We start from the raw sequence: 25,062 nt of genomic DNA, 5'->3' as shown, positions 1-25,062 counted from the left end.
CGGTTCTTCAACGTCTGATGCCAGCTTTCCCCTGGCCGGCAGGCGTTGCAAGCAACGCCGAAAGGCGATTTTCCCTTGTGTCTGCGGATGGCCCGGAGCGCCGTGAACCCCTGGTCGATCTTGTATGTCTCCAGCCATTCAGCGAGATCGGAAGCGACGTAACACGGGCCGTCGTCGGACAGCAGGCGCGGCCGGTGTTCGACCTTGGCCAATTCGCAACCTGAGCTTGCCGGCGCCAGGTCGAGCGTGTCGGTGACGTCGTCCACCTTCATGCTGATGCACAGCTTCCAGGCGATGATGTGGCGGGAGTAATCGTCGAGAATGGTCGACAGGTAGAACCATCCCCAGCCGATGATCTTCAAGTAGGTGAGGTCGGTTTGCCACATCTCGTTCGGTCGCGTGGTCTTGTCCTTGAACTCGTCATTGGCCTTGATGACGATATAGGCAAGCTCCTGAATATCGGTCATGAACATCTATGATGTCGAACAGGCTGTCTCGATCCCATCCCGACAGGCGGTCTGGCCGGCTATGTTACGCCGCGGCATACATTTCGCCAGCCTCACTCATCTATCACGCCGTTTTCACGACAGCGCCTTCCCTCGTCATGGCCACGCCATCGAGCGACAGCGAGCAGCCCCGGAGCGGGATGTCGAGATGGCAGGGCGTGTCGCGCGTGCCCCCGGCTTCGGTGTTCGGGCCTGTCGAGAACAGGAAATTGCCCGCAAATGAGCGCGCATCCATACCTAGCCCAGCTTCCGGATTATAAAGACCCAGCGTCGTCCAATGGGCGCGCGGCTCGAGGCCCCAACCGACATGAGCCATGGCGTAGGCCGACAGGTCGTCGAAACTGTCCATGAAGCTCTTCATGTATTCGGCCGTGAACCCGCCCTGGATCCGGGTCACGAAGCCCTTCTCGATCGTCAGCGTCACTTTCTCGCGCGCATACATCTTGAACGGCAGCAGAATATCGCCCTCGTCGATAACGATCACGCCTTCGGATGTCTGTTCATCCGGCCAGGTGGCGACGAAGCAGCTCGGCCAATGGTCCCAGCGGCCCGGCTTGTCCGCGAGGCCATATTGGGTAAGGACGGGATATTGCCCGACCGAGCAGCGGAAATCCGTGCCGGCCTTGGACGTCACCGTCATCACCTTGGCCTTCTCGAGGATCTTTTCCGCCGCCAGCACGCGCGCCTTGCCTTCCGGCGTCGGCAGCATGCGCATCATCACTTCGGGCGGCTCGACGGCGAGCAACATGCGGCTGCCGGTCTCCAGGATCTCGGCCTGTTCGGGCGAGAACAGTAATTGCATCGTGTCGATGATCATGTCGCTGGCCTTCAGGGCTGCGAGCGCCGCCGAGTTGAACGCCAGCGGCGTCTTGCCCACATAACCGGACTTGTCGCGGCTCAGCGCCTTTTCGCCATTGATCGGCGGCAGGTTCAGCATAGTGAGCACGCCGCCGGTCTGGGCCACGGCGATGCGGCAGGTCGACACGATCTGCGGGTTTGAATCGTCGCTGGTCAGGATCGTGACCTGTTCGCCGGCCTTGACATTGCACATGTCCAGCACGTTTTTCCAGGCGATGACGAGATCTGCGTCACTGATGGCCATGGGCGGATACTCCTTGAAAAGAATGGTTGGTCAATTTTCCAGTCGGACGAATTTTCGGTCGAAATGGATCAGCGGCGCGCCATCCGAAAGGCGGACATCGAGGACGCGGCCGAAGAAAACGGTATGGGAGGCTGTCTCCACGCGCTCTGTGATTTCGCAGTCAATATTGGCGAGCGCGCCATCCAGCGCCGGCGCGCCCGTCGCCAGCGTGCTCCAGGAGAAGGACGCGAATTTGTCTGTTCCCACGCGCCCGGTCTGGCCGGCAAAATCCATCGCCACCCCCTCGGCTTCGCTCGCGAGAATGTTGACGCAGAAGGCGCCGTCCTGTTCGATCGCCTGATGGGCTTCGCCCTGTCGGTTGACACAGACAAGAATGGTCGGCGGGTCCATGGTCACGCTGGAAATCGCGGTTGCGGTCAGGCCCCGGCGGCTGTCGCCTTGGCCGGCGGTGATCACGCCGACCCCGCTGGCAAAGCGCCGCATAGCGCCCTTGAAGGCATCGACGGGCGGCTCAAGGTCGGCTTTGTAGCACGAGAGAGTTTCAGGATCTGGCACGACTAATCCTTCCAAATCGGAATACGGGCAATCTGCTTCATGACGAAAGGACCGAAAAGCACGACCACGAGCATCCGCACAGTCTGGAATGCGAGCACGACGGACACGTCGGCATGGCCGGTGATCGCCACGATGGCGACGGTTTCGATGCTGCCGGGCGCCGTGGCCAGGAAGGCCGTGAGCAAGTCGATGGGCAGGAACAACCGGAGCGCCAGCGCCAAAATTCCGCTCAGGGCGATCAGCAACAGGCAGGAGGCGAGCACCACCGGCACGATGCGTATGAGATTGACGAGCGTATCGCGGGTGAATTTCAGTCCTACTTCCAGGCCGATGACGGCGAATGTCAGCGACACGACCGGATCCAGCAGCACGATGTGAAAAGCTCCCGAGGCCTCCAGGCACGCGCCGAGAACCAGGGGCGCCAGCATGGCGGCGGCCGGGATCCAGCGCAGCCGCGCCGCAAAGGGCGCGATCAGCGCCAAGGCCGCCGAAAGTCCTACGGTCGTCCACGAAAATCCTTCCGCCGCATCGGGCGTGATGGTCGTCAGAGGCGCATTCGGGAGGAAATGGGTGATCATCGAGACGGCGAAAATCACGCTGGCCAGCCGCGTATATTGCATCAACGCCACGACCCGGCCGTCGATGCCGCGCTCCTGGGCGATGATCACCATGGCGCCGGACATGCCCGGCAGGCTGCCGAGTATTGCGGGCATTTGCGCCACTGAACCCCAGCGATTGATCGACCAGCCGACGAAGAAAGCGGACGCAAGCGTCAGCGCCGTGAACAGGATCAGCAGAGGCCAATGGGCAGACACATCCAGTAGAATGGAAGGAGTCAGGCTGCGGGCGATGAAGACGCCCGCGAAGCCCTGGGCCAAGATATAGATGATCCGCGGCATGCGCAGCTTGGCGCCGCCGACACCGAACGCAATTCCCGCCACCATCGAACCCAGAAGCACCGCCGCGGGAAAGCCGACCTGCGTGAGCACGAAGGCCAGCACTATGGCCAGCAGGAGGAGTCCGGCCCAGTTTATGATCAGGGCGCCATGGCTCCGCCGCGGACCGTCTGTATCTGCGATGCTCATGCGAACCGACCACCCGCAAAGCCAAACGCGCGTTCGGCGAAAGCCGCAACATGCAGCAGGCGCGCATCATCACCCGCTGCGCCGACCAGTTGCACGCCGATGGGCAGGCCCTTGGCCGAGAGCATCACGGGAACTGTCACACAGGGACCATGCAAGACGGTCCAGGGACTGTTGAACACCGGCGCGCCCGTTGCGGCGAGACCTTCCGGCGCCGGTCCCGGCGCCGGCAATGTCATGATCGCGTCAAGTCCGTCCATCAACGCCGCCAGCTGCAAACGCCGTTCATGGATGGCGATGCAGGCGGCTTCGTATTCCTCAATGGTTGTTTTGGCTTTTTCGGCCAGGAAGTCGCGGGTCACCGGGGTCAGTCTGCTCCAGAGGGTCAAGCGTTCATGCGCCAGAGCGCGGGTTACATCCCATCCCATGATCGCGGCGTGCAAGTCGTGCAGGCTGTCGAACCAGTCGGGAAGAGCAAGGGTCTTCACCACGCCGCCGGCTGCGGCGATTTTACTGGCCGCCTGGTCCAGCGCCGTCAGGGCGTCCGGATGCGCCTGGTCCAGCCGGGACGGCAGCAGAAGCCCGATGACCGGTCGGTCCGGCAGGTCGTTGACGACCAGCCGCGAGCGCCCGGACACGGCGGCCGCGCACCAGGCCGCATCGGCCACGGTGCGGGTGATCACGCCGAGCGTGTCGAGCTGGTGCGACAGCACTTTGACCTCGGCGGCGTCGATCAGTCCGAAGCTCGGCTTGTAGCCCACCACGCCGCAATAAGAGGCGGGCCGGATGATTGAGCCGGCGGTCTGGGTGCCGAAGGCCATGAGCGCCATGCCTGCCGCGACCGCCGCGCAGGAGCCGCTCGACGATCCGCCCGGGGTATGGGCGCCGTTATAGGGGTTGCGCGTCTTGCCCGGGCTTGCCATGGCGAATTCCGTGGAGACGGTCTTGCCGAGCACCAGCGCGCCCTCGGCCCGGCTCAGCGCCACGCAGGGCGCGTCGCAGGCCGGCTGGAACCCCTTATACACCGCCGATCCATAGCCAGTCGGCATATCGGCCGTGTCGATGACGTCCTTGACGCCGACCGCCACGCCGGCCAGGGCGCCCTTGGGGCCGACTTTGTCCAATGCCGCCGCCGTCGCCAGCGCCTGCCGAGGGTCGAGATATTCCCAGGCCTGGACATCGGGCTCGCGTGCGGCGACCCGTTCCAGATAGGCTTCGGCGACGTCGACCACGGAGAGCCTGCCGGCTTCGACAGAAGCGGCCACGTCTCTCGCGCCGAGCGCGCGGATATCGGAGTAGGACATCGTGCTCATTTCTTCTCCTTTGCCAGCCGATCAGACCGGCAAACTCTGCGGACGGCAATGGAACCACGGGCGCGCGCGCTCGATCTGGCCCGCCAGCGAAAACAAAAGCTCCTCGTCGCCAAAGGCGGCGCCGAAATGGACGCCGATCGGCAGACCCGACTGCGATCGGCCGAAGGGCACGCTCATGGCGGGGAAGCCTGAAGCGTTGAAGGCGCAGGTGAACGGGCCATGCGACCAGAAGCGGTCGTAGAAACTGTCGAGATCGCCGTGGCTGCTCGCCATCTCGCCGATCACCGCCGCAAGTTCGCCCGTCACCGGCGACAGCAGAACGTCGTAGCGCTCAAAGAAGCGCCCGAGCGACCGCGCTGTCTGGTGCAACTGATTGACGGCCGAAAGATATTCGACGCCGCTGCGCTCAAGCCCCTCGCGCACCCATTGCGCATTGACGGCCTCCAGTTCGGTGACCGGATCGGCAAGCCCGAGCTGCCGGCCGCGCGCCAAAACCGCAGGCGCGACATTGACGCCGGCAATCACCCGCCAGGCCGCTTTCAGCGCATGCGCGTCATAGCCGGCGTCGTCCACCGGATCGACATGATGACCAAGGTGTTCGAGAAAGCGCGCCGCCGCCTCGACCGTGCTGAGAATATCGGGGTCAACAGGCGTTCCGAGCGGCGAGGCGAGCGTCACGCCGATCCGCAAAGGCCGGGGGTCGCGCCCAGCGGCGGCGAGGAAGCTCGAGGCGGGAGCCGGCGCCGCATAGGGATCACCGATGTCCGGGCCCGCCGAGGCGTCCAGAAGCGCTGCGTTGTCGCGCACGCTCCAGGACAGAGCGTGTGGCGTCGACATGCCGGCGATGCCTTCGACCGCCACTGGCCCAAGCGGGTTGCGCATGCGGCTGGGCTTGAAGCCGAACAGGCCGCAATGGGATGCCGGCAGCCGCGTCGAGCCGGCGCCATCCGACGCATTGGCCATGGGAACAATGCCGGCGGCGACGGCGGCGGCCGACCCGCCGGAGGACCCGCCTGGGCCGTGATCCGTGTTCCACGGATTCCGGCTCACGCCGAATGCGGCGGGCTCTGTTGCGAAGCTCAGGGCGAATTCCGGCGTGTTTGATTTGCCCAGGATGACGAGGCCCGCAGCCTTGTAGCGGGCGGCGAGCGTTCCGTCGCGTCCCGACACCGCATCGGCAAACAGCTTCGACCCTGTCGACAGGATCATGTCCTTGACGTCGAAGCCGGTGTTCTTGATCAGGAAGGGCACGCCGGAAAAAGGCCCGTCGGGCAGGCCGTTTCGGATCGCCGCCAGCGCGAGATCGAAATGGCGGTGCACCACGCTGTTCAGAACAGGATCGAGGGCCTCGATCAGCGATATGGCGGTCTCCAGCAATTCACCGGGCGAGACGGCTTTGGTTCTCACCAGTTCTGCCAGGCCAAGCGCGTCGAAGCTTTGATAATCCGCGATCTTCATCGACGTCACGCGATCTGAGCCAGAAAATCAGCCTTGGACCAGAGATCCTGCGTCTCGATGATCCGTCCGTCCTGGAATTTGAACAGATGCAGGCCGGGCAAGGCGAACGGTTTTGGCTCCACAGCAGTCTCGGTCGCGCGCGTGGCGACATGACCCGTCATCGTATAGACGACGGCGATGCTGTCGGCGGAGCGTATGCGCTCCCGCTCCTGCCAGACGACATCCGGCATCATTCTGAAAAACCCTTCCAGTCCGGCCTGGAGCGCTGAAGCGCCGGATCGCGTCTTGCTCATGGCCACTTCGACATGGCTTCCGTCATCCGCGTAGAGCGCGGCGGCGGCGGCGGCGTCATGGCGATTGTAACTATCGTAGAACCGGTCGATAAGCTGATCGTGAGACAACATGGGACGTCTTTCGGTCGAGCCGCGTCGCGGCTGCCAAAATGGGAGATGGGAAGGCAAGGCGCGGGGCGCGCCTTGCCGGATTTGTCCGGATCACCAGTCCATGCCGGCGAGCTTCTTGACCTGGGCGACATAACCTTTGCGATCGACTTCGTCGAAAAGGCGGGCGCGCAGGCGTGGAGCCGGGCTGGCGTTGACATTCTCGAACAGGGCCACGCGACCGGCGAGCGCGCTCGCGGTCATGTCCCAGATGAAGTTCATCAGCAATTCCTTCTGCATCGCCGAGACGCCATGGCCGGGCAGCAGATCCTTGAGATGATGGCCGATCTCCGGATTCTGGTAGGCAGCCTTGCCGAACCGCATCACCAGGCCTTGGCCGCACATTTCCTGCAAGATGTGGATGATGCGCGGATAATGCTGGATGGAATAGAGACGGCCAGCCGTCAGCATACCGACATCCGGCGCCATGACATCGGCTTCCGTCGGCTTGGCCTTGGCCTCGGCCGCATAGATGAAGGCGCGCAGCGTCTGGGCATATTCGATCAGTTCTCCCAGCATCATCTGAACGGCCGGGATCTTGTCGGTGCCGAGGACCTCGATGACCATCTGGCCCGCGCCGACGAACAGTTCCGCCTTCACAGCCAGGCGCGTCAGCACATGCCAATGGGCGAACACGCAAACCGGACCATACCATTGCATGGCGGTCGGATCTCCGAGATTGAAGATGCGCTCGGTCGGCACGAACACATTGTCGAAGACGATGAATTGGTCTGCTTCCTCGCCGCGATGGCCGACCGGATGATCGAAGGGATCCGAGCCCGGCTGCGACACCATTTCGCGGGAGATCATCTTGATGCCGGGAGTGTTGATCGGAACAGACCCCCAGATGCAGGCGTCCGCCGGCGTCGACTGGATGCCGCCCAGATTGGTGAAGAAGATTTCATTGGCTTGCGCCGCGATCGAGCCGACGGTCTTGGCCCCTGAAATCCGGATGCCACCCTTCTCGACAGACTTGACCCGCAGCAGCGAACCCTCTGCCGCCTTCGGATCGGAGCGGTCGGTCTGCGGACCCGCCAGACTTTCGGAGGCGGTGAGATTGTTTTCGCGTCCGAAGGCGATGTAGCTTTCGATATTCTCGGCGAAATCGGGGCTGCAGCCGTCGACAAGCGACTTCTTCGCCTTGAAGGTCGGCAGATAGGCGGCCAGACCCACGGCGATCGCCGGCGCCAGATCCGGCGGACGGCCAAACGTGCCGCCCGTCTTGAGGCTTGTATATTCGATCATCTTGCGACGATCTTCCAGATCTTGCCGGGTGCGGGGTATCTGCCAGGAGCGGCTGACAATCTCATTAGTCGTCGGCTCGAGATATGTCGTGGCGTCGGCATATTCTTCAGTGAACTGATCGTCGAACATCGACGCGAGCAGATCGACGCCTGCCTTCAGCGCCGGTTCGTCGGTCACCTTCTCGACGCGCTTGCCGCCGACCCAGAGCTGACGCCCATCATCAAGCGACGCCTTGAACTCGTCGCCTGTCTTCAGGCGGCTCACGACCTTTGTCTTCGCGGCGGACAGTGTGTTGACCATTGGCTTCTCCTAAACCCTCAAGTCGGACGCCCCGCCCTGCCGTGTTCGTCAGGCGATCAACGGAAAAACAGGCGTCCAGTGTGGCCCCGTGCGGCTTCCTGGAGCCGACGGAGGTCAAGGTAACCTTCAACCAATTAAAATCAACCAAAATTATTGGTTGGAGTATTTTGATGGTCGCCTAAAAAATAGCCCCACATGCAAATACCGCTCGAAAAACGCGCAGAACAACGGGATTCTCGGTAGTTTGCAGGTCATCTTCCCGCATGCAGAGTGCGTTTGACGGCGTTTCTAGCCCAACAAAAAGGCAAAAAAATTTTGTGATATTCTCAACCGAGATCCAACCAAAAAATAATGGTTGAATCTCTGTTGACGCTGTCGACAGTGAGATTATAGTCCCCCGGCAGACGAGGAAGCCAACCATTTTCGGTATGGTTGAGCTCCTTCGGCCAAGCAGTTGCCGCACAGGCTCATGGCAGCGGAGTTTTCCATGGCGTCTCTATCATCGACATCTGGCGGCGAACGCCGCCGCGGCGCCTCAGTCCTGGCGGCAGCGAACGCCGCCGGCCTCCGACGCGCAGGTCATGATGATCGACCCGATCCTGACGCCCGCCTTTCGCTCGAAACTGACCTCGGCGCGGGTCTGCCAGGATTGGTCGGCCAGTCCGCACCAGAGGCGTTCGACAGGCATCCGGTCCTCGATCTGGTTCAGGAGATAGACCGCGCCGGTCTTCTGCTTCTGCCAGAGAACGGCATGCAGCGCGCCGCCCGGCTTCACGGCGCCAAGCGGTTGAGAATACCAGTGCGCCAGGGTGGCGCCGCAGGCGATGGGCTTTCCGCCCTCGTTCTTGAGAGTGATGGCGATCGGCAACAGTCCCTTGGACCCGCGCTCCAGCGGCGTGGCGAGGGCGCCGGTTACAGGAATGGCGGCGAAGAAGATAGCTACGGCCAGAAAAGATTGAATATGTCTCATATGTGGCTCCTTTGAATTTATAAAGGCCTACCATCGAGATATATTCATGTAAAGGACACAAAAAAGAAGGGAACAGCAATGAAAAATAGAACTATCTATGGACTTCTTGCGTCAGTTGCTTTTGCAATATCGGCGTCTATTGTGCATGCCCAAGATATAAAATCGATCGCAATTCTTACGCCAGAGCAGGGAACAGACTTTGGCTGGAATCAGCAAGGCGTCGAAGGAGCGAAGGCGGCCGGCAAGGCGACGGGCGTCGAGGTGGTGACGGCCGAAAATCTCGGCTATGGCGATGTGCGCCCGACTCTGCGCGAACTGGCGGAAGACGGCAATGCGCTTCTGATCGCGCATGCCAGCGGCTACAACACTGCAGCGCCCGAGATTGGCGCAGAACTTGGCGTCAAGGTGGCGATCGTCGACAGCCCGAAATCGCTCAAGAAGGACGCAGTCGCCGATTATACCGCCAGCGGCCATGAAGGCGCTTATCTCGGGGGCCGTCTTGCCGCCAAGATGTCGCGCTCCGGAACGGTCGGCATCGTCGTCTCCGGCGAGCCGCCCTCATGGAATTCGCAGTCCGCCGCCTTCGCCGAGGGCGTGAAGGCGGAAAAGGCGTCCACCGTCATCCGTTACGCGGTCATCGGCCCGGCTGCCTATTCCGACGCCGCCGGCGGTAAGCGCGTGACCGAATCGTTGATCGCCGCCGGCGCCGACATTATTTTCGGCCAGGGCAATGGTTCCTCCTTCGGCATGCTGCAGGCGGTGGAAACGACAAAGGCGACCGATGGCGGCAAGGTGCTGTTCATCGATGTGATCGGCGACAAGTCCACGATCGACAAGGGCTATCTGCTGAGCTCGGTGCTGTGGAACCTCACCCCGGTCTATACGGCCATGATCGAGGACCTCAAGGCGGACAAGTTCGGCTCGCGGAACTACAATATCTCGCTCAAGGACAATTCGGTGTCACTGCTCAAGACCAAGCAGATCCCGGACGATGTCTGGACATCGGTGATGGCGATCCGCGACCAGATCATCGCGGGCGAGATCAAGATCACGCCGAAATTCGATGCGGATTCCGTGCACGCCCTCGTCAGCCAGTTGAAATGATGAGGCTGGTCCGGGGAGGAAACGCCGCCCTGGACCACATGACTGTTCGGAATGCGCAAATTATGGCGGTAGCTTAAATGACGTCCACTCCCGCAGCGGCTCCGGCGCCTAGCCGGCCGATTGTCTCCCTGAAAGGCGTTACCAAACGCTTCCCCGGCATTGTCGCCAACGACTCCGTCTCGATCGATTTCTTCCCGGGTGAAGTGCATGTGCTGCTGGGGGAAAACGGGGCCGGGAAATCGACATTGGTCAGCATGCTGTCCGGGCTGCAGCAGCCCGATGACGGCGAGATCCATATCGACGGAACGCGGACGGCAATTCAATCCCCGCAGCACGCCTTGTCCATCGGCATCGGCACGGTGTTTCAGCATTCCATGCTGGTGCCCAGCCTAACGCTGGTGGACAATGTCAATCTCGGCGGCCGTTGGTGGCGCAGCCCGGACAGACAGGCGATCGCCGCGCGGATGAGCGAGACCGCCCATTCGATCGGCGTCGAGGTCACGCCTATGGCCGTGGCGAGCAGCCTGTCTCTCGGCGAGCAACAACAGGCCGAGATCGTGCGCGCGATGATGCGCGGCAGCCGGTTTCTCATTCTCGATGAAGCCACGGCGATGTTGACGCCCAAGGACGCGGAGAGGCTTGGGCAGTTGATGCGCCGTCTGGTGGCGCAAGGCCTCGCCGTGATCTTCATCACCCACAAGCTCAATGAAGCGGTGGCTTACGGCGACCGCATCACGGTCCTGCGCCTCGGCAAGAAGGTCGGCGCGATCGCGCCGGACGCCCTGAAGACGCTTGGACCGGAAAAGGTCACGCAGGAAATCGTCCGGCTGATGTTCGGCCAAAGCGAGGACCGAAGCGCTCCAACGACCACCGACGCCAGACCGGCGGCGCGGACTACCCTGGGCGAGCCGATACTGGAAATCCTCGCGCTCGAAGTGGATGATCCGGCCGTGCCGGTGTCCGGCGTCGAAATGAAGATCCGCGCAGGCGAAATCGTCGGCGTCGCCGGCATTGACGGCAATGGACAAAAGCAACTGGCGGAAGCGCTGGCCGGCCAGCGGCCGGTTCGCAATGGCCGCATCTATCTCGACGGCGCGCCGCTGGAAGATCTCTCCGTGGGCGACCGGCGCAAGCGCGGTCTGCGTTATGTAACCGACGACCGCCTGGGCGAGGGAACGGTCGGCGCCTTCCCGGTATCGATAAACCTTCTGCTCAAGCAGATCGGCGAGGCGCCCTTCTGGCGCAGGGGCTTCGAAAACCCCGCCGAGATCGCCGCCAACGCCCGCCGGCAGGTGGTCGAGTGCGACATTCGCACGCCCAGCATCGATACGCCGGCGGGCAAGTTGTCCGGCGGCAACATCCAGAAGCTGCTCTTGGCCCGCGAACTCACGGGCGCCGCCCGGGCAGTGATCTTCGCCAAGCCGACCTATGGGCTCGATCTGCAGAACATCGCGGCATCGCGCCGGCGCATTCGCGAGGCCGCCGACGCCGGCAAGGCAGTGCTGGTGTTCTCGACGGAGCTCGACGAACTGATGGAACTGTCCGACCGCATCGCTGTCATGTCGCAAGGACGCGTGGTCGGCATTGTCGACAATGACGCCGCCGCCCGCCAGCGGATTGGCGAACTGATGAGTGGTGTGGCCCAATGAGCATGGACATTTCCAGCGTCGCCAAAGGCGGCGAGGCGACGACGAAAACGACGGCCGCACCCTCGGGCGAAGCGCTGCGCGAGCGCCTCCATACGGTGCTTTTGTCGGTGGGGCCCCTGGTGGCCGCGCTCTTCATCGCCAGCCTGATCCTGCTGCTGATGGGCGCCGATCCGCTCGCTTATTACGGCTATATCGTCAAACGGGGGCTCTTGTCGCCCACCGGCCTTCAGGCGACGTTGACCGGCATGGGGCCACTGCTGCTGATCGCGGCCAGCTTGATCGTAGCCTTTCGCGCGGGGGTGTGGAATCTCGGCGGCGATGCCCAATTTCTGCTGGGCGCGGTGTTTGTCGCGGCCACCGCGCCGCTGCTCGTCCAGGTCCTGCCGATATGGGCCACTCTGATCGTCAGCTTGGCGATTGGCGCGGTCGCCGGGGCCGTCTGGTCGATCGTTCCGGCGCTGTTGCGCGCCTATCAGGGTGTCAACGAAATCATCACCACGATGATGATGACCTTTCTCGGAGTCTCGCTGGCCAATGTGCTGGTGAAACTGCTGTTTCTCGACCCGTCCACCACCGTGCCGCAAACGCGGACCTTGCCGGTGGAAGACCGCCTTCCCCGGTTGTTCGACACCACGGTGTCGAGCGGCGTTCTCATCGGCCTGGCTGCGATCCTGATCGTCCACTTCGTCATGGCCAGAACTGCTTTCGGCCTCAAGCTGCGGGTGGTCGGCGCCAATGCGCGCGCCGCAGTCCATGCCGGGCTGCCGGTGTCGCGACTGACTGTCGCCGTATTCGCTCTGTCGGCCGGCCTGTCGGGCCTGTCGGGCGCCACGGCCATCCTCGGCCAATACGGCAATGTGCGAGCGGACTGGAACCCCGCTTATTCGCTGACCATCGTGCCTTTGGTGTTTCTGGCCCGCTTCAACGGCTTCGCCACGATCGCCTTTGTGTTTTTCTTTTCCATGCTGTCGATCGGCAGCGAGAGCGCAGCGCGACGCATGGGCGTTCCCAATTATTTCACGCTGGTGACCATGGCGGTGCTGCTCATCCTGCTCGCCATCACCGAAACGCTCGATCAACGCCGGCGCGATCGCAAGAGGGTCTGACCATGTCGCTTTTCACCGAAGCCTTCCTCACGGCCTTGTTGGTCGGCGCCATCGCAGCCGGCATCCCGCTTCTGCTGGCGGGATTGGGCGAGCAGCTCTCCGAAAAAGCAGGCGTTCTCAATATCGGCATCGAAGGCATGATGCTGTCCGGCGCCTATTTCGGCTTTCTTGTGGCGTGGAAGACGGAGTCTGCGGCGCTCGGCTTTGTCGGCGGCGTCGGCGGCGGCATGATCGTGGCCGCCCTGATGGCGCTGCTTTGCGTGCGCATGGGACTGAACCAGATCGTCATCGGCATCGCGTTGACGCTCGGCGCGGAGGGGGCCACAGCGCTCCTGCATCATGTGCAGTTCAGCCAGAGCTATCCGCGCCTCTCCGCGCCGATGACGTGGACGATCCCCGGCCTGTCACAGATTCCCGTCCTCGGGCCGGCCTTGTTCAGCCGCGAACCCGTGGCCTATCTCTCGCTACTGCTCGTGGGCGTCTTCGCCTATGCCTATCGACGCACCTATTGGGGCATTGCGCTGCAGGCGGCGGGAGACAAGCCGGCGGCGCTGGATTCCGCGGGCGTCGATGTCATCCTCATCCGCTCCGGCGCCGTGCTGATCACCGGGGCGCTGGTCGGGCTGGGCGGCGCCTTCATGGCGATCGTCGGCGCGGGCATTTTCGTGCCTTTCATGACGAGCGGTCAGGGTTTTATCGGCATCGTGCTGGCCATGCTGGCGCGCGGCCAGCCGCTCTGGGTGCTGGGCGGCGCCATCCTGTTCGGCGCCTGTCTGTCGCTGACGACGGCGCTGCAGGTGGCGGGCGTCGATATTCCGACCGACGTCATCCAGATGCTGCCCTTCGCCGCCGTGATGCTGGTGCTGGTGTTTCTCGGCAGGAAGGCCAATCTTCCCAATGCGCTCGGAGCCGCCTATGTGCGCGGAGCCCGCTAAAAGCGCCGAAGGCGGAGCCGGCCAATGCCGGTCCGCCCCGTCGTATCGGTTACACCGCGTCGATCGATGCCATGACCGCAGCCGCGCCTGCGCCGATGTCGCAGGTCTCAGGCGCGAGCTTGTTCAACGCCGCGCCCAGCGCAGCCACCGCGGTCAACGCATAGATCGGTTGAGCCGTCGGGCCCATATGGCCGATGCGAACGAGCTTGTTGTGCGTCTCGCCGCGTCCCGACGAAATCATCACGCCGTAGTCGTCGCGCATGATGCGCCGCAATTCAGTCTCGTCGACGCCGTCCGGCAAGGCGACGGCGGTCGCGGTGGGCGAGGCGATGTCGTCGCGCGCCGCCCAGAGCCGCAGACCCATGGCCTTGATTCCGGCGCGGCAGGCGTCCGCCGTTCTGGCGTGCCGCGCCCAGACCGCCTCCGGCCCTTCCGCCAGATAGAGGTCGAGCGCCGCCTCCAGCGCGTTGATCTCCGCGACCGAGGGCGTGAAGGGGAACGGCTTTTCCGGCCGCCAGGCATGCTCCCAGTCGAGAATGCTGAGAATGGATCCCCGCGGCGCCTGCGGATTGGATTTGATCTTTTCCCAGCCCTTGCCGCTGATGGCGAGCAGCGACAGGCCCGGAGGGCAGCCCAGGCACTTGTTCGGGCCGGTCACGAAGATATCCGCATGAACGGCGTCGGGCAGGATGTCCATGCCGCCGAAGGACGACACCGCATCGACGATGAACACCGCCGGCGTCTTGGCCACCAGCGCCCCGATCGCCGCAACCGGATTGATGGTGCCGGACGGCGTGTCATGATGGCAGACGGCGACGACGGTGATATCGGGGCGGCGCGCCAGCATGGACGCGACCGCATCCGGATCGATCGTCTCATTGAAGGGCGTGCGGATTTCGAGATAGTCGCCGCAGCGCGGCTGCAGCCAGTAGCGATAACCGTCGCCATAGACGCCCGAGACCAGATTGAGCACGACATCGTCAGGTCCGAGCACGGACGCGGCGGCAGCCTCCAGACCAAGCACCGGCTCTCCCTGCAGGATCACCGGCGAAGACGCTGTCTGCATGGCCGCCATCGCCTTGGCGCTGGCCCGGGCATAGGTTTCGAGGAAGCCGGGGTCGTAATCGTAAAGCACGGGGCGTCCGAGCGCTTGCAGCACGGCGGGATAGCAATTGACCGGTCCGGTGGTCAGGGTGAAGATCGTGTCCTTGGGAGGCTGTGTCATGCGGATTTTTCTCCAGGCGGATGGGATGTCGCGAAATCAACCAATATATCTACCAATTCTCATTATTGGTTGAACCGGATGCTGCACAATAGGTTTTGTCGGGCAAAAAGCAATTGCGGGATTGACCCGATTGGCTTAGCTGCTAAGGAAATTTGTCGTCGCAGCCTGGATATTCGCATCAACCATAAGGCCAACCATAGGGCCACCAAAGCAAAATGCGAACGGCACGGATTGAACTATGGCGCCTGGGAGGTTTGGCGTCGCGTCGGAGAGAGGACGAAGTTGGACAAGCAAGCGAAACGTCAGGCAGCGGAGATGCTGTCGCGTCCGGGGCCGCGCCCTTTGCCGAATGACGACGAGCCGAGCGATGTGGTCGGCTCTCTCAGGCGGATCATGGAGGAGCATGGGGTGATGCCGCCCGAGCGCGAGCTCGCCGAACGGCTGAACATCAAGCGCCACCAATTGCGCAAGGGGCTGCAGACGCTGCGCGATCTTGGCGAGCTGGAGCCTGCGCGCGCCGGCCGCCGGACATCGACGACCGAGGCGACGGCGCAGAGCGGCCGGCTGGTTCTGTCGACCAATCCGCTTGAGGTGATGGAAATGCGCATGATGCTGGAGCCGGCCCTGGCCAGGCTGGCGGCTCTGCGCGCCTCGCCCGCTGAAATCATCCGCATCGCCCAGGCGGCGAAATCGCCCGCCGGCATGAGCCCCAGTCAGGCGGACCAGATGTTTCACCGGGCTATCGCTGCGGGATCGCGCAACAGCCTCGCCAGCGAACTCCATCTTCTTCTGAACCAGGTTCAGAACGACAGTCGCCTGCGCTTTGCCGAAAGCGACGACGAAACCACCGCCGAGCGCATCGCGCAGCGAGACGCGGAGCACCAGCAGATCGCCGAGGCCATCATCGCCCGCGACCCCGACCGCGCCGAGAAATGCATGTGGGATCACCTCGCGGTGGTTCAGCGCAAGATTGCGGCCCGCCTCGGCGTCGGAAGCATGGACGGCTTCTAGGCCGTCCGCTTTCGCCTCGACAGACCCGAATTTCCTCGCTCCGCCGCCCCGCGCGGCCGGATCGCTTCGCCATGGAGTTTTTTCGATGCCGCATTTCGATGTCCTCATCCTTGGAGCAGGTTCTGCAGGCTCCGTTCTGGCCAACCGCCTATCCGCCGAGGCGCAGCGCACGGTCTGCGTGCTCGAGGCCGGCGGCATGCCCACCGATCCGGACATCGATGATCCGCTGCAATGGCCGTTCATCCAGGGCCGCGCCTATGACTGGGCCTTCGAGACCGTTCCCCAGCCGGGCACTGCGGGACGCGTCCATCCCTGGCCGCGCGGCAAGGTGTTCGGCGGATCGAGCTGCCTGCATGCGATGGCGCATGTGCGGGGCCATCGCGACGATTTCGCTGTCTGGGCCGAGGCCACGGCGTCTGCGCGCTGGTCCTACGAGGGACTGCTGCCAAGCTTCATCGCTATGGAGGATTTTTCCGGCGAGGCGAGCGCATATCACGGCAAAGGAGGGCCGCTCGCGGTCTGGAAACCTGCGGAAGAGGTGAGCCCGGTGGCTGAAGCCTATATGCGGGCGGGGCAGGAGATCGGCGCGCCGGCGCTCGGCGATCACAATGGCGAACATCTCAACGGGGTGGCGGCCAATTCGCTGACGATCCGCAACGGCAAGCGCGTCAGCGCCGCCCAGGCCTATCTGTTTCCCGCGCTCGCCCGCCCCAATCTCACCGTCCAGGGCGGCGCAACCGTGCACCGCCTGATCATTGAGGGCCGCCGCGTCACAGGCGTCGCCGTCACGATCGACGGTCAGGATCTGGTCTATAGCGCAGATGCGGTCATTCTGGCTGCAGGCGCGGTCGCCGATCCGCTGCTTCTGATGCGGTCGGGCGTTGGCGATCCGGTCGTGCTCGCCGAAGCGGGCGTCGATTGCATTTTATCGCGGCCTGAGGTCGGCAAGAACCTGCATGATCATCTGCTGGGCTCCGGCAACGCCTATCGCGCCCGCCGGCCCGTGCCGCTCTCGCGGCTGCAGCATTCTGAATCGCTGATGTATCTCAACGCCGAAGATCCATCGATTGCGACGGGACGGCCGGATGTGGTGCTGGGCTGCGTCATCGGCCCTTCAGCCTCGGAATGCCTGCCAGCGCTCGCGCCGGGAGAAGCCTATACCCTGCTGTTCGGCGTCACTCATCCGACCAGCCGGGGCGCTCTCCGCATCACCGGGCCGGAAATTGCCGACGCGCCCGTCATCGATCCCGCCTATTTGCAAACCGAAAACGACCGCCGGCTGTTTCGCCGGGCGCTCGATTACGCGCGCATGGTCGGCCACGCCAAGGCCATGGACGAGTGGCGCGCGGAAGAGGTGCAACCCGGCTCCAAACCTATGTCCGAAACGGAAAAGGACGCGTTCATCGCCAAGGCGGTCATCACCCATCATCACCCGGTCGGCACATGCAGGATGGGAGCCGATGACGCTGCCGTGGTCGATGCTGACCTTAAGCTCAACGGGCTGGACAACCTCTATATCGTCGACGCCTCGGTCATCCCGGCGATCACCTCCGGTCCTGTTCACGCCGCTGTGCTGGCCATCGCCGAAACATTTGCCGCAGCCTGGCCTTCCATATCCTCCGCGCAATAGGTCAGCGGACGGGGCAGATGCCGGCGGGGCTAGTCGCAAATACTTGAGGTCAACGCGCTGATGACCATCTGCGAAGAGGTTGCGGCTCCGAATTGTTGATTTTCACATCAATTTGATCCACTTTTTCATTTCGGAGAGGTCCACCTACGCCGCGAGAAAATGTTGGCGATCAACAGAATAGTTGCAATTAGGTGGTCCACCGCGAAATGAAAATGGGTCAAATCCAGCTGAAATTCAACACTCAGGCGCCAAGACTGCTATCGATGATCCGTTCCTGCCGGTCTTCCAGAACTATCCCGGTCAGGAGCTTAGGCCTTGGCAGCAGCACGCCATTGATGAGGCGCGAGCCGCTGCAAACCTGTGAGATGGACGGTCTCTTCACGAGGCTTTCATCGTCCGCTTCTGAAAGCATTCGTTGCTGCCCCTAGATGATTGCCTCTACACGCTACAGTCGCCCATTCCTCGGTTGACGCACTCTTCGTTGAACCGGCGCCTACAACGTTACGACATTTCCAGGTTGCTTGAGATCAATGTGGACAAGCGGCCAAAATAGATGCTCGAATCCTATCCCTGTGGATCATTTCACATAGATATTGCTGAGGTTCAAACCGCCGGGGGCAACCTGAAACGCAAACACCTCAGGAACGGGAACTGTCGCCTGTCGAGTTTGAGCAACACCAGACACGTGACCCGAGGGTGGCTCGCAAACTCGGGATATTCACTTGGCTCATCCGCAAGGCGGCTGGAATTGACATGTCCAACCATGATTAGCCCTCCGACGTTGTCTGACTGGACGCCGTGCGCTTTCGTTGGAACAGACGCCAGGTCACCACGAACAGCAGGGGAATGAAAAAGATCCCGAGCAGTGTGGAGGCGATGGTGCCGCCCATAACTCCTATGCCGATCGAGTTCTGCGCCTTCGAGCCTGGGCCGCTGGCGATCGCAAGCGGCAGGACGCCGAGGATGAATGCGAACGACGTCATCAGGATCGGCCGCAGCCGTTGCCTGGCGGCCTCGGCGGCGGCATGGAGGAGTTTGTCTCCACCCCGGATGCGCTCGACGGCGAATTCGATGATCAGGATTGCATTCTTCGCCGCCAGTCCGATCGTGGTCAGCAGGCCGACCTTGAAATAGACGTCGTTGGACTGTCCGAACAGCGTTGCCGCAGCAAGCGCGCCGAACACCCCGATTGGAACCGACAGAAGAACCGCAAAAGGAATAGTCCAGCTTTCGTAAAGCGCGGCGAGAGCCAGAAACACCACCAGCACCGAGATGAGATAGAGTTCAAGCGCCGAATTGCCGGACGATTCCTCCTGCGCGGAAAGGCCGGTCCAGGCGATCTGGTAGCCGCCGGGAAGCCCGTCGACGATTTTGACGATTTCCTGCATCGCCTCGCCGGAGCTGGCATTGTTCGCCGCTCCCTGGATCTGGATGGCGGGGAAGCCGTTAAACCGCTCCAGTCTTGGAGATCCCTTCGTCCAGCGTCCCTTTGCAAAGGCGGAGAATGACACCATTTCATCGTCCGAATTGCGGACATACCACTTTTCTAGGTCTTCCGGCTGCATGCGCGCCGGCGCGTCGCCCTGGATGTAAACGGGCTTGATCCGCCCATTATAGTTGAAGTCGTTGATATAGCTGCTGCCCCATGCGGCGGACAGCGTGCTGTCGATATCGGACAGATTGATATTCAGCGCGCTTGCTTTTTCCTGGTCTATATCGACCACGAAGGCCGCGGCGTCCTCAAGACCGTTCTGTCGCGTGTTGCTGAGCTTCGGATTGCCCCTCGCTTGCCGCAGGACTTCGTCGCGAGCGGCGAGCAATTCGCTGCGGGGACGGTTTTCGGTGTCCTGAAGGTAGAATTCGAAACCGGCCGAGTTGCCGAAGCCCTGGATCGCCGGCGGAGCGATGACGAACACGCTGCCGTCGCTGATGCCCGACAAGGCGCCCATCGCGCGTTTGGCGATCGATTGCGCGTCGGAGCCGGCAGCGGTCCGCTCCTTGAAGTCCTTCAGGTTGAGGAAGATCTGCGCGACATTCTGGCCCTGTCCGGCGAAATTGAAGCCGATGCTGCCGAACGCGCCGACGACATTGTCCTTTTCCTTGGTCAGGAAGTAGTCGATCGTCTGATCCAGCACCTTGCGCGTCCGGTTGACTGTTGCGCCCGGCGGCAGCTGGATGCTGACGAGCAGGCGGCCCTGATCTTCCTGCGGCAGGAACGATGTCGGCAGCTTGACGAACAGCCAGCCGGCCGCCGCGCCGATGATCACGAACAAGACGCAGAACTGCAGCGCCCGCTTCAGGATTGCGCCGGTCGCTGCGCCATAGCCGCTGGTCGTCCTCTCCATGATCCGTTCGAACCAGCCCGCCAGGCCCCGCTTTGTCGCATGCGCGCGCGGCTTGAGAAGCGTCGCGCAGAGAGCCGGCGTGAAGACGAGCGCCACGGCGACGGATAGAACCATCGCTGACACGATGGTCACCGAGAACTGCCGATAGATGACGCCGACGGATCCCGGGAAAAACGCCATGGGCACGAAGACCGCCGACAAGACGGTGGCGATGCCGATCAGCGCGCCGCTGATCTGCCCCATGGACTTGATGGTCGCAGAGCGGGGATCAAGTCCTTCTTCATCCATGATGCGCTCGACATTCTCCACCACGACGATCGCATCGTCGACCAGAAGGCCGATCGCGAGCACCATGGCGAACAGCGTCAGCGTGTTGATGGTGTAGCCGAACAGCGCCAGAACGCCGAACGTGCCCAGCAGCACCACGGGGACAGCGAGCGTCGGCACCAGCGTGGCGCGAAAATTGTGCAGGAAGACCAGCATGACGATGAAGACGAGAATGACCGCTTCCACCAGGGTCTTGCCGACATCCTCGAGAGACAGTCGCACGAAGGGCGTCGTGTCGTAGGGGTAGTAGATCTTCACATTCGCCGGCAGGCTGGATTCGAGCTTCGTCAGGGCGGCGCGAACATCGGCGGCGGTTTGCAGGGCATTGGCGTCGCTGGTCAACTGTATGCCGAGGCCGGCCGCATTGTTCTTGTTGTAGACCCCTGACGTCACATAGCTCTCGGCTCCGATCTCGACGCGGGCGACATCTCTCAGCCGGACGATCGCGCCATCCTTGTCGCTCTTGACGATGATGTTTCCGAATTGCTCGGGCGTCTGCAACTGGCTGCGGGCGGTGACGGTCGCGTTGAGCTGCTGCCCGTCGACCTGCGGCAGCGCGCCCAATTGTCCTGCGGAGACCTGGACATTCTGATCTTCGATCGCGCTCTTCACGTCGCCGACCATGAGCTGATATTTGTCGAGCTTGTCCGGCTCCACCCAGATCCGCATCGCATAGCCGGAACCGAAAATCTGGGTGTCGCCCACGCCTTCGATGCGACGGATGGGATCGTTGACATTGCTGTCGATGAAATCCGCGAGATCCACAGGCCTCAGCGCATTGTCTTCGGAAACGAAGGACACGACCATGAAGAAGCCGGTGCCGGCTTTCGTCACCGTCAGCCCGTTCGACTGCACCGCCTGCGGCAACTGGCTGGTGATCAGTTGCACCTTGTTCTGAACCTGCACCTGGGCGATGTCGGGGCTGGCGTCGGAGGTGAAGACCACCGACACCGAAGCCTGGCCCGTGGATGTCGAGGTTGCGGTTATGTAATCGAGATTGTCGATGCCGGTGAGACCTTGCTCGATCACCTTGGTGACGGAGTTTTCCACCGTCTGCGCATCGGCGCCGGGATAGGTCGCGGTGATCCGGATCGTTGTCGGGGCGACTTGGGGATATTGGGAGATCGCCAGGGATGTTATCGCCAGCGCGCCGGCGAGCATGACGGAAATGGCGAGAACCCAGGCGAAGACGGGCCGATCTACAAAAAATCTGGACATGGCGTTCAGCGCTGCGTGACGGCGACGGAGCCGGATTCGGATTTGGCCGCAGGATCTGCCGCGGCGGCGAGATCACCGGTGGCCGGATCGAGCTTGACCTCTTTGGCCTCGACCGCATCTCCGGACCTCGCCCTCTGACCTCCTTCCACCACCAGCCTGTCGCCGGGGGAAAGGCCTCCGGTGACGATCCAGGCATTGCCCTGCGACCGCGCCACGCCGAGCTTACGTTCGACGATCTTGCCGTCCGCGCCGACGATTTTGGCAATCGCGTCGCCGGCCACATTGCGATCGATGGCGCGCTGGGGCGCGAGATAAGCGCTGTCGATCTGTCCGTCTTCTATGATGGCGCGCACATACATGCCCGGCAGCAATAGATGATCCGGGTTGGGAAATACGGCCCGAACGGTCACCGAGCCGGCCGTTTCGCTGATCGCCGCTTCTGCGAATTGCAGTTTTCCCTTCAGCTGGTAGCTCGACCCGTCTTCCAACGTCAGGCGAACAGAGGTTTGGTCGGCGTGCTTCAATTTGCCGTCACGAACAGCCTGCCGCCAACGGAGCAGGTTCTCGCTCGGCTGGCTGATTTCGACATAAATGGGATCCAGTTGGCGGATCGTCGTCAAAGCCGTCGTCTGAGCCGATGTCACCAAGGCGCCGGTATTGACGGTGGAAGCGTCGATCCGGCCATCGATCGGCGCGCGTATTTCGGTGTAACCGAGATTGATGCGGGCGGATTTGATCGCCGCTTCTGCGGAGGCGACATCAGCCTTGGCCTGACCCAAAGCCAGAAGCGCGTCTTCATAATCCTGGCTGGAGACGGCGCGCTCATCGTTGAGACGCTTCAGCCTCTCGGTTTTGGTCGCAGCATTGCGTTCGGCGGCCTGGGCGCGCGCCAGGGTCGCTTCTGCGCTCGCGAGCGCCGCCTGATATGTATCGGGATCAATCCGGTAGAGAAGATCGCCTGCCTTGACGTCGGAACCCTCGGTGAACTCGCGCTTGACGATCAGGCCAGTGACCTGCGGTCTGATTTCAGCGGCGTTGAACGCGACGATGCGCCCCCCGAATTCTGATGTGAGCGTCACGGTCTGCGGCTGCATGGCGACGACAGATACGACGGTTGGTTTGCTTGCCGCCGCGGATGCCGGCTTGTTGTCCTCGGAACAGCCGGCAAGCAGCAGAGGCGCGATCGCGAGGCAGAGGATAGAGCGGGTCATGGTTGCCTTTCATCTTGCGTCTGCAGGCTTGTTGCGACGCAGCATGGTCTCATCCCTAGACAGACCCTGTCGCAAAAGTTTGCCAGCCTTCCGACGAAATTGTATCAAAGTGTATGCCGTCGCCGTCTCTGGATGGAAGCGACGACATTTTTTTACACTTTTCCGCGTGTCTTCAGTCGGAAGCGCCTGTATCTACGGGGCAAAGACGAGAGAAGATTTATGTCCAGTCCTCACATCTTCGTGGTCGACGACAATCGGGACATCAGGGATCTGGTCGCCCGATATCTGACCGATCATGACTATCGGGTCACGCCGCTGGCAAATGGCGTCGAGTTCCGCAGGATGATGGACCGCGCCCAACCGGATCTCATCGTCCTCGACATCATGATGCCCGGCGAGGACGGCTTGAGCATCTGCCGGCAATTGCGGACATCCTCTCAGGTTCCCGTAATCTTCCTGACGGCCATGGCGGAAGATGCAGACCGGATCATAGGTCTCGAACTCGGCGCCGACGACTATCTGGTCAAGCCGTTCAATCCCCGCGAACTCCTCGCCCGAATTCGCGCCGTGCTCCGCCGCGGCGGCGCCCAGGCCCAGACCTCGACCAATCGCGCCAAGCTTCTCCGCTTCGTCCATTGGCAGCTCGACATGGGGCGTCAGGAGCTTCTCGGCGACGACGGCGTAAGTGTGCCGTTGAGCACCGCCGAATTTCGATTGCTCAAGGTTCTCGCCGAACATGCGATGATCGTGCTCAGCCGGGAAAAGCTGCTGGATCTCACCATCGGGCGCAGCGCCGACCCGTTCGACCGCAGCATCGACAACCAGGTGAGCCGACTGAGGAAGAAAATCGAGATCGACCCGAAGAACCCGGTGATTATCAAGACTCATTGGGGCGGCGGCTATAGCCTGGCGGTGGATGTCGAGGTTCTCAAATGAGATGGTTCACGGCCAGCCTGACCCGGCAGCTGATCTCCTTGCTGTTGATGGCGCTGATCCTCGGACAGGTCATCCCCTTCGCTCTTTCCTGGCAGGAGCGGAAAGTCGCCATTCGAGAAACCTCGCTGACGGAGTTCATCGGCAGGGCCGCCGCTTTGTCGCGCCTTGTCGACAAGGCGCCCGAACTCCGTGACAACATTCTTGCCGCAAGCGCGACCAATTCCACTCGCTTCTGGTCCTCCGATCACTCGCCGATGGATGCGGCAGCCTGGATGAAGGAGGCCCAGAAGCGTTACGATATGGGCCTGGGGGCGAGTGACGCCAATGGCGACCGGGAAAACGACAAGCGCCTTCTTTTGCATATCGCCGAAAACCTTGACGCTTCCGATCTTCGTTGGACCGTCCTGACGTCGGAAGCCTGGGGAAAGCAGCCCGCGGCCAGCTACATCGAATTCGCCCAGAAGGACGGAATGGCGATCGTCACGCAACTGGCGGACGGGCGCTGGCTGAACGCGTTCTACTTCAAGCCCTTGAAAGGGGGCTTCTGGCGCCGCGATTCGATTTTGCCGATGGTCGCCACTGCGCTTGCGCTCTGCATCATCGGTGTCATTCTGGCGCGCGAGATTGCGAGACCGCTGAATGAGCTTGCAACGTCGGCGGAGGCGATTGGGCGGGGGGAGGCGGTCCAACTGAGCGAAGGGGCCGGCCCCACCGAGATCAGGCGCCTGAAACAGGCTTTCAACAGCATGCAACTGCGCCTCACCCGCTACATCGAAGACCGCACCCGGATGCTCGCCGCCATCGGGCATGATTTGCGGACGCCTCTGACCACCCTGAGACTTCGGGCGGAATTCCTTCCCGACGACGAGGCTCGGGAAAAAATCCTGGTCACCATCTCCGAAATGGAGGCCATGACCGCCGCAACGCTGGATTTCGCCAAGAGCGATGCGAGCGGCGAGGCGACCCGGCTCATGGATCTCGGCGCGCTCGTGGGCAGTCTTTGCGAGGATCTCGCCGAACTCGGCCATGACGTGACCTTTGAGGATGACGGCAAGCTGACATGCCGGTGCCGCCCCGACGGATTAAAACGCGCGGTCCGCAACCTCATCGAAAATGCGGTGCGCTATGCGGGACATGCCCGGGTGAGGTTGCAGGCGTCCGAGACGCTGATCGACATCAGCGTCGACGATGACGGACCGGGGATACCCCGCGAACAGATCGAGCAGGTTTTCCTGCCGTTTTATCGGCTCGAAAGTTCACGAAACGCCGGGACCGGCGGCGTGGGCCTGGGATTGTCCATCGCCCGCACCATCGCACGCCAACATGGTGGGGACGTTCTCATAGAAGTGAAAGAGCGGGGATTGACGGCGAGAGTCACGATCCCCCGCGCCTGA

The 25,062-nt window shown here is 62.5% G+C and carries 20 protein-coding genes and 2 pseudogenes; 9 read left to right on the top strand and 13 right to left on the bottom strand.

The genetic code is table 11. The features are described from left to right. Positions 1-66: 66 nt before the first annotated feature. The 9 genes and pseudogenes from E8Q41_RS04910 to E8Q41_RS04870 form a co-directional block, all read right to left on the bottom strand. Positions 67-446 (bottom strand): annotated as a pseudogene (locus E8Q41_RS04910) (DDE-type integrase/transposase/recombinase); the annotation flags it as partial. A 124-nt stretch (positions 447-570) separates the two neighbouring features. Next, the gene (locus tag E8Q41_RS04905; protein WP_137154390.1) at positions 571-1,608 is read right to left on the bottom strand and encodes a 2,5-dihydroxypyridine 5,6-dioxygenase; all 1,038 of its coding nucleotides are present in this window, start codon (positions 1,606-1,608) and stop codon (positions 571-573) included. A 30-nt stretch (positions 1,609-1,638) separates the two neighbouring features. After that, positions 1,639-2,163 carry a flavin reductase family protein gene (locus E8Q41_RS04900; protein WP_137154389.1) on the bottom strand — a complete coding sequence of 175 codons (525 nt, stop codon included), beginning with the start codon at positions 2,161-2,163 and terminating at the stop codon, positions 1,639-1,641. Positions 2,164-2,165: 2 nt separating this feature from the next. Further along, positions 2,166-3,248, bottom strand: coding sequence for an AbrB family transcriptional regulator (locus tag E8Q41_RS04895; RefSeq protein WP_137154388.1), 1,083 nt, complete (start codon positions 3,246-3,248; stop codon positions 2,166-2,168). Then, positions 3,245-4,558, bottom strand: coding sequence for an amidase (locus E8Q41_RS04890; RefSeq protein ID WP_137154387.1), 1,314 nt, complete (start codon positions 4,556-4,558; stop codon positions 3,245-3,247). The genes E8Q41_RS04895 and E8Q41_RS04890 overlap by 4 nt, the downstream gene beginning before the upstream one ends. 21 nt (positions 4,559-4,579) lie before the next feature. Further along, entirely contained in the window at positions 4,580-6,016 is a 1,437-nt protein-coding gene (locus E8Q41_RS04885; RefSeq protein WP_137154386.1) for an amidase, read from the bottom strand. A 5-nt stretch (positions 6,017-6,021) separates the two neighbouring features. Continuing rightward, entirely contained in the window at positions 6,022-6,420 is a 399-nt protein-coding gene (locus tag E8Q41_RS04880; RefSeq protein WP_137154385.1) for a nuclear transport factor 2 family protein, read from the bottom strand. Positions 6,421-6,510: 90 nt separating this feature from the next. Beyond that, on the bottom strand, positions 6,511-8,001 hold the full coding sequence (locus tag E8Q41_RS04875; RefSeq protein WP_137154384.1) for a 4-hydroxyphenylacetate 3-hydroxylase N-terminal domain-containing protein: 1,491 nt from the start codon (positions 7,999-8,001) through the stop codon (positions 6,511-6,513). A gap of 535 nt (positions 8,002-8,536) precedes the next feature. Next, entirely contained in the window at positions 8,537-8,971 is a 435-nt protein-coding gene (locus tag E8Q41_RS04870; protein WP_137154383.1) for a hypothetical protein, read from the bottom strand. 141 nt (positions 8,972-9,112) lie between these two features. Between E8Q41_RS04870 and E8Q41_RS04865 the strand changes: the two genes are divergently transcribed. The 4 genes from E8Q41_RS04865 to E8Q41_RS04850 all read left to right on the top strand — a co-directional run bounded on the left by E8Q41_RS04865 (position 9,113) and on the right by E8Q41_RS04850 (position 13,765). After that, a complete protein-coding gene (locus E8Q41_RS04865) occupies positions 9,113-10,075 on the top strand; it encodes a BMP family protein (protein WP_246660075.1) in 963 nt (320 codons plus the stop codon). Between the two features lie 77 nt (positions 10,076-10,152). Further along, positions 10,153-11,724 carry an ABC transporter ATP-binding protein gene (locus E8Q41_RS04860; protein ID WP_137154381.1) on the top strand — a complete coding sequence of 524 codons (1,572 nt, stop codon included), beginning with the start codon at positions 10,153-10,155 and terminating at the stop codon, positions 11,722-11,724. Further along, positions 11,721-12,830 (top strand): ABC transporter permease, encoded by a 1,110-nt coding sequence (locus E8Q41_RS04855; RefSeq protein ID WP_137154380.1) that lies wholly within the window; start codon positions 11,721-11,723, stop codon positions 12,828-12,830. Before E8Q41_RS04860 ends, E8Q41_RS04855 begins: the two co-directional genes overlap by 4 nt. 2 nt (positions 12,831-12,832) lie before the next feature. Next, a complete protein-coding gene (locus E8Q41_RS04850) occupies positions 12,833-13,765 on the top strand; it encodes an ABC transporter permease (RefSeq protein ID WP_137154379.1) in 933 nt (310 codons plus the stop codon). Positions 13,766-13,814: 49 nt separating this feature from the next. On the opposite strand, the gene E8Q41_RS04845 is transcribed toward E8Q41_RS04850, so the two are convergent. Beyond that, positions 13,815-14,990, bottom strand: a complete 1,176-nt coding sequence (locus E8Q41_RS04845) for an alanine--glyoxylate aminotransferase family protein (RefSeq protein WP_137154378.1) — start codon at positions 14,988-14,990, stop codon at positions 13,815-13,817. A gap of 315 nt (positions 14,991-15,305) precedes the next feature. Between E8Q41_RS04845 and E8Q41_RS04840 the strand changes: the two genes are divergently transcribed. Both E8Q41_RS04840 and E8Q41_RS04835 read left to right on the top strand, forming a co-directional pair. Next, complete coding sequence (locus tag E8Q41_RS04840; RefSeq protein WP_170976360.1) at positions 15,306-16,001, top strand: FCD domain-containing protein; 696 nt, start codon at positions 15,306-15,308, stop codon at positions 15,999-16,001. An 85-nt stretch (positions 16,002-16,086) separates the two neighbouring features. Continuing rightward, complete coding sequence (locus E8Q41_RS04835; protein ID WP_137154376.1) at positions 16,087-17,631, top strand: GMC family oxidoreductase N-terminal domain-containing protein; 1,545 nt, start codon at positions 16,087-16,089, stop codon at positions 17,629-17,631. Between the two features lie 241 nt (positions 17,632-17,872). Here E8Q41_RS04835 and E8Q41_RS25470 read toward each other — a convergent pair whose 3' ends face one another. Beyond that, positions 17,873-18,043, bottom strand: a complete 171-nt coding sequence (locus tag E8Q41_RS25470; protein WP_170976359.1) for a hypothetical protein — start codon at positions 18,041-18,043, stop codon at positions 17,873-17,875. Here E8Q41_RS25470 and E8Q41_RS25820 point away from each other — a divergent pair. Further along, positions 18,014-18,181: pseudogene (locus E8Q41_RS25820) on the top strand (IS481 family transposase); the annotation flags it as partial. The gene E8Q41_RS25470 and the pseudogene E8Q41_RS25820 overlap by 30 nt on opposite strands. 217 nt (positions 18,182-18,398) lie before the next feature. Here the strand turns inward: E8Q41_RS25820 and E8Q41_RS04830 are convergent. Next, complete coding sequence (locus tag E8Q41_RS04830; protein ID WP_137154375.1) at positions 18,399-21,521, bottom strand: efflux RND transporter permease subunit; 3,123 nt, start codon at positions 21,519-21,521, stop codon at positions 18,399-18,401. 5 nt (positions 21,522-21,526) lie between these two features. Next, a complete protein-coding gene (locus E8Q41_RS04825) occupies positions 21,527-22,732 on the bottom strand; it encodes an efflux RND transporter periplasmic adaptor subunit (protein ID WP_137154374.1) in 1,206 nt (401 codons plus the stop codon). A 219-nt stretch (positions 22,733-22,951) separates the two neighbouring features. Between E8Q41_RS04825 and E8Q41_RS04820 the strand changes: the two genes are divergently transcribed. Together E8Q41_RS04820 and E8Q41_RS04815 are read left to right on the top strand one after the other, a co-directional pair. Next, the gene (locus tag E8Q41_RS04820) at positions 22,952-23,668 is read left to right on the top strand and encodes a response regulator (RefSeq protein ID WP_137154373.1); all 717 of its coding nucleotides are present in this window, start codon (positions 22,952-22,954) and stop codon (positions 23,666-23,668) included. Then, positions 23,665-25,062 carry an ATP-binding protein gene (locus tag E8Q41_RS04815; protein WP_137154372.1) on the top strand — a complete coding sequence of 466 codons (1,398 nt, stop codon included), beginning with the start codon at positions 23,665-23,667 and terminating at the stop codon, positions 25,060-25,062. The genes E8Q41_RS04820 and E8Q41_RS04815 overlap by 4 nt, the downstream gene beginning before the upstream one ends.

It is taken from the genome of Rhizobium sp. FKL33 (assembly GCF_005222915.1).
Classification (GTDB): domain Bacteria; phylum Pseudomonadota; class Alphaproteobacteria; order Rhizobiales; family Rhizobiaceae; genus Rhizobium_E.
The sequence above is the reverse complement of the archived record's forward strand: the minus strand, read 5'-3'. Positions and strand labels throughout refer to the sequence as shown.